General features: G+C 55.1%; 16 protein-coding genes. 13 read left to right on the forward strand and 3 right to left on the reverse strand.

Translation table 11 applies throughout. The features are described 5' to 3' along the window. Positions 1–218: 218 nt before the first annotated feature. The 3 genes from LAO76_04900 to LAO76_04910 form a co-directional block, all read right to left on the reverse strand. Entirely contained in the window at positions 219–1,154 is a 936-nt protein-coding gene (locus tag LAO76_04900) for a site-specific integrase (protein MBZ5490254.1), read from the reverse strand. 74 nt (positions 1,155–1,228) lie between these two features. Then, complete coding sequence (locus LAO76_04905) at positions 1,229–2,137, reverse strand: tyrosine-type recombinase/integrase (GenBank protein ID MBZ5490255.1); 909 nt, start codon at positions 2,135–2,137, stop codon at positions 1,229–1,231. A gap of 92 nt (positions 2,138–2,229) precedes the next feature. Beyond that, positions 2,230–3,480: a tyrosine-type recombinase/integrase gene (locus LAO76_04910; GenBank protein ID MBZ5490256.1), complete on the reverse strand. Its 1,251-nt coding sequence runs from the start codon at positions 3,478–3,480 to the stop codon at positions 2,230–2,232. A gap of 168 nt (positions 3,481–3,648) precedes the next feature. On the opposite strand from LAO76_04910, the gene LAO76_04915 reads away from it, so the two are divergent. From LAO76_04915 to LAO76_04975, 13 genes are all read left to right on the forward strand, one after another. Next, on the forward strand, positions 3,649–4,317 hold the full coding sequence (locus tag LAO76_04915) for a phosphatidylinositol kinase (protein MBZ5490257.1): 669 nt from the start codon (positions 3,649–3,651) through the stop codon (positions 4,315–4,317). Between the two features lie 230 nt (positions 4,318–4,547). Next, positions 4,548–4,910 carry a hypothetical protein gene (locus LAO76_04920; protein ID MBZ5490258.1) on the forward strand — a complete coding sequence of 121 codons (363 nt, stop codon included), beginning with the start codon at positions 4,548–4,550 and terminating at the stop codon, positions 4,908–4,910. A 76-nt stretch (positions 4,911–4,986) separates the two neighbouring features. Then, positions 4,987–5,187 carry a hypothetical protein gene (locus LAO76_04925; GenBank protein ID MBZ5490259.1) on the forward strand — a complete coding sequence of 67 codons (201 nt, stop codon included), beginning with the start codon at positions 4,987–4,989 and terminating at the stop codon, positions 5,185–5,187. 58 nt (positions 5,188–5,245) lie between these two features. Then, positions 5,246–5,725, forward strand: a complete 480-nt coding sequence (locus tag LAO76_04930) for a hypothetical protein (GenBank protein ID MBZ5490260.1) — start codon at positions 5,246–5,248, stop codon at positions 5,723–5,725. 40 nt (positions 5,726–5,765) lie between these two features. Then, entirely contained in the window at positions 5,766–5,954 is a 189-nt protein-coding gene (locus LAO76_04935; protein MBZ5490261.1) for a hypothetical protein, read from the forward strand. Next, a complete protein-coding gene (locus tag LAO76_04940; protein ID MBZ5490262.1) occupies positions 5,951–7,651 on the forward strand; it encodes an ATP-binding protein in 1,701 nt (566 codons plus the stop codon). Before LAO76_04935 ends, LAO76_04940 begins: the two co-directional genes overlap by 4 nt. 141 nt (positions 7,652–7,792) lie before the next feature. After that, positions 7,793–8,368, forward strand: coding sequence for a hypothetical protein (locus tag LAO76_04945; GenBank protein MBZ5490263.1), 576 nt, complete (start codon positions 7,793–7,795; stop codon positions 8,366–8,368). A 41-nt stretch (positions 8,369–8,409) separates the two neighbouring features. Next, positions 8,410–9,444: a class I SAM-dependent methyltransferase gene (locus LAO76_04950; GenBank protein MBZ5490264.1), complete on the forward strand. Its 1,035-nt coding sequence runs from the start codon at positions 8,410–8,412 to the stop codon at positions 9,442–9,444. Beyond that, the gene (locus LAO76_04955; protein ID MBZ5490265.1) at positions 9,441–10,130 is read left to right on the forward strand and encodes a hypothetical protein; all 690 of its coding nucleotides are present in this window, start codon (positions 9,441–9,443) and stop codon (positions 10,128–10,130) included. The genes LAO76_04950 and LAO76_04955 overlap by 4 nt, the downstream gene beginning before the upstream one ends. Positions 10,131–10,580: 450 nt before the next feature. Then, positions 10,581–12,905: a hypothetical protein gene (locus tag LAO76_04960; GenBank protein ID MBZ5490266.1), complete on the forward strand. Its 2,325-nt coding sequence runs from the start codon at positions 10,581–10,583 to the stop codon at positions 12,903–12,905. Between the two features lie 78 nt (positions 12,906–12,983). Next, positions 12,984–13,706 (forward strand): DUF945 domain-containing protein, encoded by a 723-nt coding sequence (locus LAO76_04965; GenBank protein MBZ5490267.1) that lies wholly within the window; start codon positions 12,984–12,986, stop codon positions 13,704–13,706. A 123-nt stretch (positions 13,707–13,829) separates the two neighbouring features. After that, positions 13,830–14,363, forward strand: coding sequence for a PRTRC system protein E (locus LAO76_04970; GenBank protein ID MBZ5490268.1), 534 nt, complete (start codon positions 13,830–13,832; stop codon positions 14,361–14,363). Positions 14,364–14,460: 97 nt separating this feature from the next. Continuing rightward, on the forward strand, positions 14,461–15,297 hold the full coding sequence (locus tag LAO76_04975; protein MBZ5490269.1) for a hypothetical protein: 837 nt from the start codon (positions 14,461–14,463) through the stop codon (positions 15,295–15,297). Positions 15,298–15,301: the final 4 nt, after the last annotated feature.

Below are 15,301 nucleotides of genomic sequence, written 5' to 3' on the forward strand. Positions count from 1 at the left end.
TGCGATCCAGCACGTACGTCGATTGCGTGGCGGATCGCAATCCCAACTCCTTCGGGCCTCAGACGGTCTGTACTACGTCACGAAGTTCCAGAACGAATGTGCAGCTACACATTCGTTCTTTTATGTGGCGAGCTCAGTAATGTGCAGTTGGCCTTCTGAGACGCCCATGTATATTGGATTTCCCAGCGGTTCAACTTCACATTACTGAGCCGGTTAGGTTAGAGATTCTCAAGCCATTCCAGAACGGATTGGTTTTTACGCCAGGAAGAGCGGGAACGGCGACCGATTGGCTTGACCTTGCTGATCGCACGGCGCTTCAGTTCCAGACAGATCGTGGCATAACGATTCGTCGTGTTTGGACTGGAATGTCCCAACCATTGACTGATCGTAATTAAATCGACGCCTGAGAGCAGAAGTGCAACGGCTGCACTGTGGCGCATGCTGTGCGGATGAAGTCGCTTTTGTTTAAGGGTGCTCACATGGCTACGAGCACGCTTCAAATGTTTCGTTAGGATGTATCTGACTCCGAACCGAGTGAGCGGCTGTCCTCGGTGATTGAGAAAGACCCGAGCATCCGAGCCGAGATCCAGATGATATTCTTCACAATGATCACGGAGCACTTGCGCGGTTGGTCGCCACAGGGGACAGAAACGTTCCTTCCGGCCCTTGCCAAAGAGCCGGATTTGAAACGGTCGTATCAACTGCAGATCACGAGCCTTCAAATTAACGATCTCTTGCACTCGCGCTCCCGTGTTGAACATGGTTGCCAGCAGGGTGTAGTCGCGGCGATCATCCCGAGTGGTTCGGCTGATACGAGCGAGAACGGCCTCGATTTCTTCCCGTTCCAGGTATTCGATCACCCGCTGGCGAGCGCGTTTAAAGGGAATGCCACGAATGCGCTGAATTCGTTCCAGTTGTTCAGGATGATAAGTTCCCACGTAGCGGCAAAATGCATGGATAGCAGCCAAGCGGACATTGCGGGTCGTCGCACTATTGTTGCGAACCTGCTCCAAATGCAGAAGGAAAGCGAGCACATGATCTGGCCCGATGTCCTCAAGGTCCAAATCGTGAACTCGACACTTTTGTTGGGTGGCCACAAAGCGCAGGAAAAGCACTAAGCTGTCCCGATAGCTGTGGATGGTGTGAGGACTCATGCCACGAACCCGCGGCAGATGGTCTGTGAAATACTCGCGAAGACGGAAGGCAAGTTTGTTTGGGGATACAGGTTTCAATCTCTATCCCCTTTCTTTCCGGCTAACGGAACGATCAATCCACCAAAAGAGTCACCGAAGCGCTTACTTGCGAGAGCCCGGAGCGGTTCGACAAAGTGGAGATAACGATAGGTGGAGCTGATCGAGACATGGCCGAGGTAGGCCGACAAAAAGGGCAACTTCGCCCACACATCCGCCCCACAGCGATACCAGCGAATGATCGTATTTATCGCGCTGCTGTGCCGAAAATCATGAATGCGTGGTCGGCGGCCTGACTGAGTACGAATGTTGCAGGCGTCCAGGACGGGCCACAAACAGCACTGGAATCCCCATGCTGTATAAGCTTTTTCTCGATATCGACAATGCCCAATGAATGGTGTGGAAGGAAGAACAGGAAGGTTATGTCGGCGCCGGGTTCGCAGATAGTGCTCCAGTTCGCGAATTACATCTGCCGGCAATGGCAGGATGCGTGACTTGTGGAACTTGGAATCGCGTATCAGGAGCGTGCCCTCCCGAACATCGAAATCGCTCACGACAAGCCGCAATAACTCTCCAATCCGCAAACCCGTGGTATAGAGCAGCACGATCGAAAGGCGGACCACCTCAGGACGGAGAGGTGAATACGGTCGTCGCTGAAGACCGGATGCGGCCTTCATCAGTTGCGCCACTTCGGCTTCTGAAAAGATATAGGGCATCACTGTTTGGCTGAGCGGTGGGAAAAAGATCGCTTCGGGAACAAAGCAACCAGGAACCGTGCGACGCCGATACCAACAGAACTTGCGAATCACGTACATCCGATTCCGGCGCACACGCGATGTCAGCTCAGACTGGCTCCGGCACCAGGCGTTAAAAGTTTCGGCAGTCAACTCCTGAGAAGCCCGAGGCAACTGACTCAAGAAGTGATCCAGAGACTTCACTGTTGTCATTGCATTCTTGTATCGTTTGCCCAACGCGAGGTGGAGTTGGAGAAATCGAGTCATGCTTGGGCCTAGCTTCGACTGGAAGGCGAATGTTGGTTTCAAGCGCGCACCGCCTTCTGTTTCTTGGCTTGGGTTGGCACAGGGAGAGCAACATCTCGTAAATCCTCGATGGCTAGCCGCAGGTAAGTTGAAGTGCTCTCCACCGTGCGATGCCCGAGCAGGTCACCGATAATTTTTACTGGTGTACCCTTGCGCAGCAAAAGCACCGCATAGGAGTGCCGAATGCGATGACACGCTCCCTTCCCACGAATCTGCACTTTGCTCCTGCTTGCCCAGAACCGAAACCTTGTGGAGATAGCAGCGGTCTTCAGTGGACCAAGCGGAGCTTTCCGGCGAAGGAAAAGCTGCCGGAAGGGCGGTGGCGGCGCCATCCGCTTGAGGTATGTGTGCAGGGCTGTTCCCACTTCGTCCGTCAGAGGGAGTTCCAGAATCGTACCGGTCTTTCTCTGAGAAATCGAGATCCTACCTGCTCGCCAATGAATGTTATCCAACGTCAACGCGGTCACGTCACTGGCGCGCAATCCATAGATCGCCATCAAGAAAAACATCGTAAAGTCACGCAAGCCCACTGAGCTGGAGCGATCAATGGAGTCGAGAAATGCCTGAACTGTCTCCCAAGGCAGGGCCCTCGGGAGCTGCTCTTCCTGGTAGACACGAGGGGTATCAATCTGGCGATCAAGCCCTTGGGGTACTTCGCCTTGCACTGCCAGAAACCGCAAGAAAGAGCGGACCCGGCCCACGATGCTGTGCAAACTTGCCCGAGTAAACCGATGACTGATTACTTTCACAAACCCTTCAAGATCATGGGCAGATAGAGTCCTGAGCCGCCTAGCGTCACCCTCGATCTTGAGGTATGCAAGCAGTTCGGATGCCGTATACGAGTTCTGCTGGATCGTGGACGCGGCAGCTCCACGAACGGTCTCCAAATAATCTGCGTACGAAGATAGGTATCTTGCTGTTGTACTGATCGTGCGAGTTTCCGGTTTCAAGAGGTTTGTTGAACGCAGATATTTTTCCAGAGCATCGGTGGTGTCCGTAAGATAGGGGAACTGTCGCCGTATGCTCTTTCGGCAAGCCACCCAGTCACCTTGCTCAACCTTGCTTAGGTGGTCGATGCCGCGCCGGACAAGGGTTAAGTCCATGTAAGCCAGCAGCCAAATCCGCTGCCTGATGTAGGGATGGGTGTAGTGGTGCTGCAGAAGCCAGGTGGTGAAGTCATCGACAATCGGACCAAAAACCGTCAATGACGTATACCGCCGAGAGCAGGCGGGGTAGAGCGTCTTTAGCATCAGAATCTCCTTTAGGCGCTAAATAGCGCCACTCTGATGCTATGGAGAAATGTGCAGTCAGAAATCCTGAACACTGGGATTCACGCGGGCCCGGCGAGTCAACTGCACATTACTGAGTTCGCAACATAACAGAACAATCCCCAGCATGTCCGGGTGCTCGCCAATGAAATGTTGGCAACTCGGCTGGGAGCGATTCTTGGTCTTCCAGTCCCCAGCGTCGCATCGATAGAGGTTTGCGGTTGGCTCATAGAGCATACGGACGATCTTCGCATGGACGTAGCAGGCCTACGAACTGCGTTCAAAGCAGGTTTGCACCTGGGATCCGCATACGCTGCGGACCCGATTGAAGGCCAACTGTTCGACTACTTGCCTGAGGGCCTGTTACAGCAAGTCACGAATCTCAAAGATTTCGCGCGAGTGATCGTGCTCGATAAATGGACGTGCAATGCAGATGGGCGTCAGGCAGTATTCGGCCGCCAGGCGAAACGTGGAGCGAGATACAAAGCGACGTTCATCGACCAAGGGTATTGCTTCAATGCGGGGGAGTGGAATTTTCCTGATTCTCCTCTGCGTGGTGTCTACGCCAGGAATTGTGTCTACAACCATGTGAAAGGCTGGGATGCGTTTGAGCCGGCTCTTACATGCGCTGAAGAAATGAACATCGATCAGATTTGGCGCATTGCCGCAGAAATTCCGCAAGAGTGGTACGAGTTCGACACCACTGGCCTCAACCGCCTGGTCGAAGACCTCTACAGCCGCCGTTCCGCAATTCGCGCCTTGATTACGGCATTTCGCCACTCCAGTCGCAATCCATTCGCTAACTGGACTTCCGCGTAACAGTCTGAGGACACCCAGAGATACTAACCCGCAAACACGCATGACCGGGAGATGCACGAAGCGCCCACCGTGGACGGTAGCACTCTTGCCGGTCTCCCTTTCGGCCACTTACCTAGGAGCTGGCCTAAGGGAAATAGGGATGTGCGGCGAAGCGCCCGCCGGGACGGTCCGCACATCCCCACCCGGGTCCCATTCACAACTTTCCTGCCAAGAATTCGCAAGGACATCGTATGTCAATCAACAATCTGAACGCGGAAGATCTCGGCCAGTTCATCGGCTCCGAGCAGTGGTACCGGCATAGCCTGGTTCGTTCAATCACGTATACGGATGGCGCGAAGTACGTTGCCGATCAGGGCGGCGCGTACTGGTTGCTGGATGAGATCGCATTAGCGCAAAAATTCAGCGCTGCCGTTAAGGCTGAACCCTTTCAAGTTTGGAAGCTGACTGTCAATGATCGCCGAGGGCTTTTAACTTGTGATGATGGTAACGGCAATGTCGTTTATACGAAGCCGATCCCGTTCACGGACTTTCCCCTCGCTGAAATCAAGTTCTATTTCACTGACAACGTGATTCTTCTCCCGAGCGAGTACTGATCCTGCCAGCAACCGACAACACTGCACCCACTGCGGAATGAAATTGTCTCTTCCGCCCAAGTTTCAGGAAAAAGCCATGAGCCAGAAAATCCGCATTACGACACGGGCCAATCAATTTGAGCGTCGGAAACAGGAACATTTGCAGGCCGGGTACCTCATTGAAGATGAGCAGCCATTCCCCATGAATGGGTTCTGCTCATTTACCGCAGTACGAATTGTGACGGACGAGGAGCTCGAGCGAATGGGTTTGTCGCAATCAAACCTCTCTACAGGCTAACCGACCGGCTACCACCCCAGAATGCCGCTCGACGAGATTAACAAGCGAGGCGTGATCCGTGAAAGGCTGGACTCGCAAATGGAGTGTGCCCGCTTCGGCCGGAGGCACCTGGACCGTTAGCTTCAAGCACGATGGGACGTACGGTTGTTCCTGCCCCGCATGGAAATTTGCCAAGGCGCCCAAACCCGACTGTCACCACATTGACTTCATCAGGGCAAACCCTTCATACGGCGACCATCCGTTCAAACGGATTGTTCTCGCAAATGTTCGCGAAGTTACTCAGGGCGAAAATGATGTACTTCTCACGCCGTTGATTCCACTTGGCGACCTCCACTTTGGTTTGACCGTCGCCTGTGACCTTGCCCGGCTGGGTGCAAGTCCGGAAGACGTTGCCAGGTATTTGCACGGCAATCGTATTCGAGTTGCACAAGACTACATCTGTCAGCACGGCAGAAAGATTTATGGCTTGTGGAGCGAGCAGCGTCGTCGCCACGAAGGCTACACGATTGTGCCGTGGAGAGCCGCATCTGCCGGCTGACAATGCACTCCAATTTCCGAAGACAAGAACCGGAGGCCCTATGCGCGAACAGAACCGCCAAAGCGACCCTCTGCCTTCCAGTATTCCGGTCATCCCGTTGCCGGTTGCGCTGTATGTTTCCGACGGTCTGATCTTCGAACTTTATGACGGCGGGCAGCCACACCGGAAGTTTGTCATTCGCTGGGAACGACTGAGACCCACAATTCCCGTCCCGGAGGAAAACACGTGAGCATAAGCCCCCAATTGATCATTGCCAAAGTACATGAAGGGATTCTCGAAAAGGTCGATCGCCTGTTCAGGAATGACGATGCCGGAGTCTGGATAGAACTCCTGCAGAACGCCCGCCGCGCGAGCGCCACAAGAGTGAACATTTCTTTCGAGGAAAGCGGAGCCGAACCTGGGTTCTGCAAGGTAACAATCCAGGATAACGGAACCGGTATCGACGATTTCCAAAACCTTCTAAGTCTCGGGGGATCGGGCTGGAACGAGGAGACTCAAACAAGAGAAGATCCCGCGGGAATGGGATTCTTCTCGTTGTGCCGCTCGGAAGTTAATGTCCAGAGCGGCACCCAGTCGGTCACAATTTCCCCAGCTGTTTTTCTCGGAAAGGATGCCGCCCAGGTCCAGCAAACTTCCGAGTATGTCCAGGGAACACGGATTCGGTTCACACGTGAATCGACGAAGGGCGCATTACTAACAGCCCTCGAGAATGTCGCAGAATTCTGTCCGGTCGCTGTCTTTATTGCTGATAGAGAGCTGCCGCAGCACGATTTCCTCGATGGCGCTCTGTATCGTGAGACCATCGACGGCATCGAAGTGGGATTTGCGACCAACTTTACACACCGGTACAACACATTTCGCGATCCGAACTGGAATTTCTACGGAGCGCGCATCGATCATCCCGTAACACCTATCCAGGGGTTCCTTCCGCCTGGCACCATCGCGCCCGTTGCACTCCATATGCGCTTCACCGTACTGGAGGCAAGCCGGGTCAAACTCCAGCTGCCAGACCGCCGGGCCATCATTGAAGATGAATTCCTGACATCATTCTTGAGCAAAGCGCGCGCAGCAGCCTATCGTTTCCTTCAAAAGCAGGAGCGGCATGCGTTGCCTTTTTGCAATTGGAAAGAGGCGAAAGAACTTGGGGTCTCATTGCCGGAGGCCTCTTGCTTGCTTTACACCTGGCACGCTATGCCGCTGGATGATGGCGTCGAACCATTGTTTGGCTATCCGGAACATCGGCTTTTGGCCAGTTGCGATGATGTCATTCTCGTCACAGCGAATGTGCCCAATGAACACACGATCGAAGGCGCTTTAAATTCCGGAGCGTCCCTCGCGGGGAACCTATATAAAGAGGAAGCACAGTTTATTGGCTATTCCTGGCACGACCGCCTGCCCCAAATTGTCGATAGCGCTGTCTTTCTCGACGGCATCCCCCATGAAGAATGGACCAAACCTGAAGAAAACCGGCCGCAAGCAATTGAGATAGAGATCACTCTCGAAGAAGCCGGCAGTTCCTCTCGCCAGCTTCGCCTACCAGCCCTAATTCATGTCGATCAGTCGGATGGATGCAGTTTCGTTGCGGTGAAACAGAGCCCATGGGACAACGACGATTTAGCCGGGCCATTCTCCGTGACCGATTTCCTGGTGTGCGCGGCATTCTGTGCTTCCGATGATTGGGGTGAGTCGGATAGCTGGCAGACCCAGAAGGACGCTTACGACGAGCACATAGAACGCCGGGTCAACGCGTATTTTCGCGGTCCCAAGGCCACGCTGATGGCAATTCTGCGCACAGCGATTGAATGGGAAGCCGACCGTCTCGCCGAGCAGCTTGGCGTCGTTGAAATCCGATTCACTCGGTCGACAGCTCATGTCTGGAATGCGGAGCTAATTCATTCGCAAGCGCCTGTCTTGCCGCAAGTGTGATGAGTGAGTTCCGGCGGGCAGGGCGGAAACGAACCCTGATCGCGCAGCCGACGATCATTTCTCTCACTGCGAGCTCTTTATAGACCCCTTCAGTCCGCTCGGACTGGTGCGCCCATGCCCTCATTCTGCGGGAGTCGATCCATGGCCAACGAACCGCAATCTGCTGAATCTCCCTCTCTGTCTGCAACCGTACAGCGCTGCCTGACGATCTTGCAGTCACTTTCTCTTGCGCTCGATACATATGGCAATGAAGACCATGCGGCGATGCTGCACGAGGTCATCGCACAACTCCAGGAGGCTGTTCCCGCCCAATCAGGCGCGGAGCCGGACTCAATGGACTTCATCGTGAATGCCACATTCAAAGTCAGCCGTCGGCAGGTTGCCGGAGCGCTGTGGCGCGCTTTTGGCAGCCAAATTACCTGGTTCAGAGTTGTCGAGGTTATCGAGCCGCCGACGCTCAGGTTTCGCTCGATTGAGCACCTGGCTCTCCGCATGGTTGATTACCCTTTGAATGAGGGTGGTTCAATTGGCATCGTGAGCACCGAGCCCAGTTCTGATGTATTCCGCCTCGACCTAAAGTCAATCAGACGAGGTCTTGAAGACCTCGCAACGAAATATCCGAGACACTTCGCAGACCTGGTCAACGAAGACACCGATGCGATTACCGCCAATGTGCTCCTCCAGTGCTGCTTGTTTGGCGAACTCATCTACGAGTAGTCGCCGCTCCAGGCTCCTCGCCATCTTGGGAGAAATTCGACATGCACGTTCACGGAAAGACCAAACTAGGCTTCTTCCCCCTTCCTATCCCCGAGGCCAAGCGGCTGAAGAATTACCTGTCCTTCGGAAGTGAATGCTCCGCGCTCGATCCCTGTGTTGGAGATGGTGCGGCGTTTGCTGCTTTACTTGAGAGTTCGCCGGCAAGGCGCTACGGCATAGAAATCGACGCACACCGCACGGAACAGGCCAGGGCGCTAGGGATAGACGTGCTGCAAGCGAACACGATGGACGTGCGCTGTCCGGTAGAGTCGGTGTCCCTCCTTTATCTGAATCCACCCTACGACTGGGAATCAGGCCAGAGCGGAAACCAGCGGCTCGAATTCGTCTTTCTTGAACATACTCATCGCTGGCTCAAACCGGACGGCATTCTCGTCTTCGTTATTCCACAAGCGAGGCTCAAGCCTTGCGCTCGTCTTTTGGCCGATCACTTCAAAGACTTACGCGTTTACCGGCTTGCATCGCCCGAATGTATGCGCTTCAAGCAAATCGCGGTTCTGGCGGCCCGGCGAAAGCGGACAGAACGCCCGCGAGATTCGGTCCTGCTCGAAGCGCAGCGCTATCTGGAAGGGCTCGCTGTCCAAGACGAGTTCCCGGCATTGCGCGAAACCCCTGAGACATGTTATCCAGTCCCACAATCCGGCCCGGCAGTTTTCTCCAATGCTGGCCTTCCCCTGGATGAAGTCGAGGATCTGCTTCTGCGATCTTCGGCGTACCGCCAAGCGAGACGCGTTTTGATTCATGAACAATCGAATGTGCGCGGAAGGCCGCTCACTCCGCTCCACGGCGGCCATGTCGGACTGCTTTGCACCGCTGGTTTGCTCAATGGCGTATTCGGAGAAGACGAACAACGGCATATTGCCTTCTGGCGTTCGGTGAAATTTGTCGATCACTGGGAAGAAGAAGACGGAGACGCAACCATCCTCCACGATCGCGAACGCTTCTCTCACGAGCTGACCCTGATCTTCTCCGATGGAAAGACACAATTTCTTACTCACGAAAAGGCGCATGAAGCATGAAGAACGCGCACCTTCGCTTTGGCTGGCTGACTTATTACAAGCGCACGGACAAAACCACTACGACATTTAAATTGAGGTTGGACCGCTTTATCGGCGAGGTCTTGCCCGAAGCGCCGCGACGCGGTAAGGCCCACCTGATTTCCGTGATTGGCGGAGATACTCAGATTGCAGCCGTCAATGCCGCCATTTCGATGGATGAGAACTTCCAGATCGAAGGCCCAGGTCTCGAACCTATCCATGTCTCTCTGGGTCGCAATGCACAGACGAGCCGGGCTTCGCTGCAACTTTCTGATAGGAAAAAGCCGCTTCGCCACGTAATCGGAATCTCCGAGGACCTGATAAACAACACTGGCAGCACGGGCCGTACGATTCTGGCGCACTCGCGACCTGAATTTGTGTGGGCATCCATAGCCCAAATTTACGGACTTCCGGGAATGCCGGAGTGGGCGGATTGGTTCTATCGGCAACTGGAGAAACACAAGGCGATCATCCCGCTGCTCGGGATCGGCTGCGATCCAGTGATGGCCAAAGGAGACAAAAAGCAATTCCTGAAATGGCTCGGCGACGGAGTACAGCGCGGAATTCTGCCATTTCCTGCGAATGCCGGGCGTGTTGAGTGGCCGCGCGTGAGTCTTGCGGGAATCTTCAACTACCAGACAGGTGAGGGGCAGGAGGTTGCCACCTAGCGCGGGCTTGCTCTGCAATCGCTTCTCACGGAGGTTTCCATGAACCAGCATTGGCGCAAAGGGCGCGACTTCTATGGTCCCAACGGAAAAGCGATCCGGCCATGATCCTGACGTTTAAGGGTGCCTATGGTTCGACAATTGACCTTGATCGAGACGGCGAAATTCAGGGCTACGAGTTCGTTGAACCTCCCATTGAATACCGGTTTCTGCGCGCGGGCTCCCCGAACTCGGACTGGGCCTCACCAGTGCCTGGATTTATCTCCCTCCTGCGGCCGGTAGTTATCGATGCCGGTGTGCGGACGCGAGGTCTGGATGCAAAGCATCTCGCAATCGAAACCCGTTGCCTTGCTGGAACTTTCATTCTGCTTGTTTGGCCACGCCTCTAGCCGATTTGAGTAACGGCCAAACAATCCCCCAAAACAAACTAATTCCGTAATCGAGAGGTCTTTCGTGGCCGAACTGGAAACCATTTACTCGTACATGCGGGAGTTCTCGACCCAACTCGGCGAACGAATCCTGGAAGAATTTCCCGCGCTCCAGAGTTTCGAAGATCCGGTTTCACCACGACTCGACACACTTCTGCGACGGCCGTTTCCCGCGCAAAACATTGCCATCATGTCCGTGGCCAAAAGATGGGAGCAGTTTCGCACGGCGCTCATCGTGGCCGAGTGCGGCACCGGCAAAACGCTGATATCCCTTAGCGCCATCCACGTGCACAGCCAGGGGAAGCCGTATACCGCGTTGGCCATGGTCCCACCGCATCTGGTGGCGAAATGGGCGCGCGAGGCCTTGCTTACCGTCCCTGGACTCCGTGTCTTCCTGATTGACGACATGCGGAACGGCGGCGACGAGAGAGCGCCACACGGGGTCAATGAAGTGCGGCTGAGGCGTGGCGAGATTGTGCGTGAGGGCCTGCGCACCACCTTGAGCGATCTGCGCTTACGGAAGCAGCATCGCAGTGCGCGGGAACGCTGGTTTGCGCTGTGCGACCGGCCAGCATTGTTTATTGTCGGTCGCGAGAAGGCCAAGCTCGGCTACTTCTGGCGGCACTCCTATGTCTTTGCGCGTTCTGGTCCGAACGCAGGATGTCTCATCAACCCGGAAACGGGGAAGCCCGTAATCATGGCTGAGCAACGCCTCACCTCTGCGGATTTCAAGCAGGTCAAGCTTGCGGAAACAATTGAGACGCGCGGCGACAAGGGTTGCCGTACTTTTCACAGCGCATTGTGGCAAGCGGACAAAGACAAAATCCGCCGCATGGCGCCAGTAGAGTTCATCGGGCGCCATATGCGGCGCTGGTTCGACTACGCCATCTGCGACGAGATCCATCAGCTTGCCGGTGACACAGCTCAGGGGAACGCGCTGGGCACTCTTGCTTCCTGCACCAACAAGATTGTCGGACTGACCGGGACTCTACTCGGCGGCTACGCCGATGACTTGTTCAACACGCTCTACCGTCTCGAAGCCTGTAAGATGAAGGAGCGCGGATATGAATGGGGATCTACCGGACGAACGGGATTCATTCAGGACTACGGTGTCCTGGAAACTGTCACGCGCATCGACCCAGCCGACAACGCTTGTTCCAAAGCAAAGACAACGGTCACTGTTCGCCGCAAGCCCGGCGCATCGCCGCTTCTGTTTGGCGAGTTCCTCATGCAGCTGTGCGCCTTCGTGTTCCTGGAGGACATTTCGGCCGAGCTGCCTCCATACGAAGAGTCCTTCGTCAGCATGCCGATGGACGAACGCATGCGCATTGCTTATGAGGCACTCGAAGAAGATATCCGCGCAGCCCTGAAGGAGCACAAAGGCAATCGCTCCGTTCTCAGCAACATGCTGAATGCGTTGTTGCTATATCCCGATCATCCTTATGGCCTCGGTACGCTTTACGGCACAGAGTTCGATCCTGAGCTTGGGCGCAAGGTCAAATTTGTCATTGCGGAGACGCAGGACTTGCCACAAGACACGCTGTACGCCAAAGAGCGGCGGCTGATGGAGGAGATTAAGAGCGAACTGGCCGAGGGCAGACGCTGCCAGGTTTACGCCGTCTACACCCAAAAACGGGATGTGACGGCGCGGCTGGAACAGATTCTTACGCGGGAAGGCATTCGCACCGCTGTGCTCCGGCGAAACGTGCCCACCGATAAGCGCGAGGCCTGGTACGCCAAGAAGGTAAAAGAAGGCGTTCAGGTGGTGATCGCGCATCCGAAGCTCGTCGAAACCGGCCTGGACCTGCTCGACTTTCCTACCATTCTTTTCTACGAATCCGGTTACTCATTACATACCCTCCGGCAAGCCGCGCGGCGCTCCTGGCGAATTGGGCAAAAGCGGCGCGTGCGCGTGAAGTTCATGTGCTACGAAAGCACGATGCAAACCTCGTGCCTGCGTCTCATGGGCAAGAAACTGCTGGTCGCCCTCACCATGGAAGGCAAGTTTGCCGGAGAAGGCTTGCAGAGTATCGACGACGATGACGACATGCTTGCGGCCATGGCTCGCGAGTTGGTTGAGAAGAATGGCATTGGCGACTCAGCGGATGCAATTTGGAAGACGCTTCATCAAGAGCACGAAAAACTGTTCGCTGCCGGCATCCAGACAATCGAGATTGCGGCGGCAGAACAATTGCCGGTCGAAATGGATGGCCCACAGAGTCTCATCGCATCCGCTGTCAATATGCAACCCGTTCTCGTGTTCGGCCAACGGCCGGAGTCGCTGAAGTCTAGTCGGCGGCGCTCACACGAGAAGCTTCCCGAGCAGCCGTCGCTCTTTGGCTGGAATTAGCAAGTTCATGCGCATCCCGATAGCGCACCGCCTGTTGTAGTTCAATTCACCCCACATAAAGAAAGGAAATAGGAAATTATGAACACTGGCACGCTTGTCGCCGGCCCGCTGTCCAAAATTGGGCGGACGGAGTTGGCGCAAATCCCAGTTCCACTCGCAACCGCAACCCACAGGCCGGTCCCTCATCATGAGATCGTTGAGGCGCTGGTTGAAACCTTGAGCTTTCGCCACATCGCCGTGGTGAACGAAGAATATGCCGCTTCTAATGACGGCATGAAGATGTTTGGAGTTCTCGATCTTGAGACCCAAATGGATGGCTGCCGTTTCGCAATCGGCATCCGCAACTCACACGACAAATCATTGCGCCTTGGATTGACCGCGGGCCTGCGCGTTTTCGTCTGCTCCAATATGGCGTTCAGCGGCGACTTTACACCGGTGCTGGCCAAGCACAGCAAGAGCTTCAATCTGATTGATACCCTTGCCGTGGGCGTGGATAGGATTCAGAGGAACTTCGAACCCATGCAGCGTCAGGTCGAACACTGGCGGCAAACACAGCTCACCGATGAGCGGGCCAAGTTGATCTTCTATGCCGCATTCATTGACGGCAAGCTGGACGCGCCAAGGAGTCTGCTGTCCGAGGTCCATCGGCTGTATTTCCAGCCGCAGTACGAGGAGTTCTCGCCACGTACGATGTGGAGTCTCTCCAACGCGTTCACCAGCGCCTTCAAGAAGCTCGATCCGGTCCCACAATTCAAGGCGACGGCCAAGCTGGGCGAATTCCTCAACCAGTTGCCGGCCTAACGTTCACTGGCCCCGATCATTGAGGCCTCCGCAATCATCGGGGTCACATCTTCAGGTCCTAACACTTTAAAGAATGATTGAGACGCCCTTCTCAATCAAATTCCGAAATTTATAAGGAGAGTTATGTTTCGAGAACTGATGCCACTAATCGAACACCGACCGCTGTCAATCACCGTAGCCGCCCTGAGCGGACGCCGAATCAGGGTAAACGTCGTTCCCCAGGTGCTGGAGAAAGACAGCAAAATCAACGATAAGATCGGATCTTCCAGCAAGGACAAGATCGCCAAGGTGCCGGAGTCGGCGATCAATGCCCTGACAACTCCGCTTTCGCTCACTGGCACACCGGAGGAAATCGATCAGAGCCTGACGCAGGCATTAACCCAGTTTGTCGAGTCTCACGGGCGACTGCAGCACACGCTTGACGAGGCCCGAGAGCAAATCGCCGAGGCGGTGAGGGCTGCCGAGGAGCGGGATAAGACTAAGACCAAGACGAAAAGCGTCGGTGGAACGACCACAGACAAAACCGAAGAAAAGAAATCAGAATCGGGCGAACTCCTGCCCCTTTGGTGCGCACCCGCGAGCAAACCGCCAGACACGAGCCTGGCTAATGGCAGATTGGCGCATCCCGGCACGGATGCTGAACAGCCCGAAGGCTAAGACCCAGCGAACGAGTGTCGGTTCCGTGTAGCACTTTACTTAGAGGCAATCCCGAAACCTTGCTATAAGCCGACTTCTTATTACCTATACTAGAGGCATGGGAATCGAACGGCTATCGCAGTTCACTCTGCTCTCAAACGGCGACCGTCACGAGAAGGAGCTCTGGCCCCTCTTGTCGAAGGATTTTCCCTTATATGAGAAGCTCTGGCAGCGACTGGTCGTGCCTCTGACGCGGCGGGTCGATCCGGGCATATCCATCGCAAGCAATGAGCGGAATCGACTGCGAGAAGAGATATCCCCGCTGTGTGAAAGAATCGCGATGGCGCACTACTCGGTCTTCTATTTCGTCGGGCGGGCGGTGAGACGGCTCGCGAACGACGAGGATGCCATGGAGAATCCGGAAGACGTGTTCTTCCTGCTCGATTCCGCAGGGGACAATTTGAAGAGGTTTTCTCTTGCGCTGAACGAGTTTGCAAAAGACTGGGGCGGACAGATATTCGAGCCCAAAGTCGCGAACTTTCCGAAGGGATTCAAACCCTTTGAGGAAATCGAGGCGTATCGTGATGCGTTGCTGCATAACTCAGTCTTAGGCCGTGGCGTCAACGTCAAGAAAGTGTTTCTGCCAAAGTGGCATCCTCGCCCACCGATCTCTCCTTTAGAACGGGTTGCGGCGTCGTGGCGCAAGGCGGAGCAACTGAGACAGGAAGAGTTGATCGACACGAAGGCTCTCTTTGATCGTCTTTTGCGAGAACTATTTCAGTTGCTGGATAAGCTCTGGAGCACTGCGCTGCATGCCCTCGATAGTCCAGCAGCGGTTGCAAAGATGACGCGCGTGTTCTGTATCTCCGATGCGGATATTTCTTCTGTAGATTTCTCAGGATCGACGGCAAATCCACTTTCGGCATCGGGCACTTGGGTTATTCCCGAAGAGTAACGGG

It is taken from the genome of Terriglobia bacterium (assembly GCA_020072645.1).
In the GTDB taxonomy this organism is placed as follows: domain Bacteria; phylum Acidobacteriota; class Terriglobia; order Terriglobales; family Acidobacteriaceae; genus Angelobacter.

Bases quoted from the DNA above. Each gene is read 5' to 3' on its own strand.
- LAO76_04900 (MBZ5490254.1), bottom strand. From the start codon at position 1,154: ATGAGTCCTCACACCATCCACAGCTATCGGGACAGCTTAGTGCTTTTC.
- LAO76_04905 (MBZ5490255.1), bottom strand. From the start codon at position 2,137: ATGACAACAGTGAAGTCTCTGGATCACTTCTTGAGTCAGTTGCCTCGG.
- LAO76_04910 (MBZ5490256.1), bottom strand. From the start codon at position 3,480: ATGCTAAAGACGCTCTACCCCGCCTGCTCTCGGCGGTATACGTCATTG.
- LAO76_04915 (MBZ5490257.1), top strand. From the start codon at position 3,649: ATGTTGGCAACTCGGCTGGGAGCGATTCTTGGTCTTCCAGTCCCCAGC.
- LAO76_04920 (MBZ5490258.1), top strand. From the start codon at position 4,548: ATGTCAATCAACAATCTGAACGCGGAAGATCTCGGCCAGTTCATCGGC.
- LAO76_04925 (MBZ5490259.1), top strand. From the start codon at position 4,987: ATGAGCCAGAAAATCCGCATTACGACACGGGCCAATCAATTTGAGCGT.
- LAO76_04935 (MBZ5490261.1), top strand. From the start codon at position 5,766: ATGCGCGAACAGAACCGCCAAAGCGACCCTCTGCCTTCCAGTATTCCG.
- LAO76_04945 (MBZ5490263.1), top strand. From the start codon at position 7,793: ATGGCCAACGAACCGCAATCTGCTGAATCTCCCTCTCTGTCTGCAACC.
- LAO76_04950 (MBZ5490264.1), top strand. From the start codon at position 8,410: ATGCACGTTCACGGAAAGACCAAACTAGGCTTCTTCCCCCTTCCTATC.
- LAO76_04955 (MBZ5490265.1), top strand. From the start codon at position 9,441: ATGAAGAACGCGCACCTTCGCTTTGGCTGGCTGACTTATTACAAGCGC.
- LAO76_04965 (MBZ5490267.1), top strand. From the start codon at position 12,984: ATGAACACTGGCACGCTTGTCGCCGGCCCGCTGTCCAAAATTGGGCGG.
- LAO76_04970 (MBZ5490268.1), top strand. From the start codon at position 13,830: ATGTTTCGAGAACTGATGCCACTAATCGAACACCGACCGCTGTCAATC.
- LAO76_04975 (MBZ5490269.1), top strand. From the start codon at position 14,461: ATGGGAATCGAACGGCTATCGCAGTTCACTCTGCTCTCAAACGGCGAC.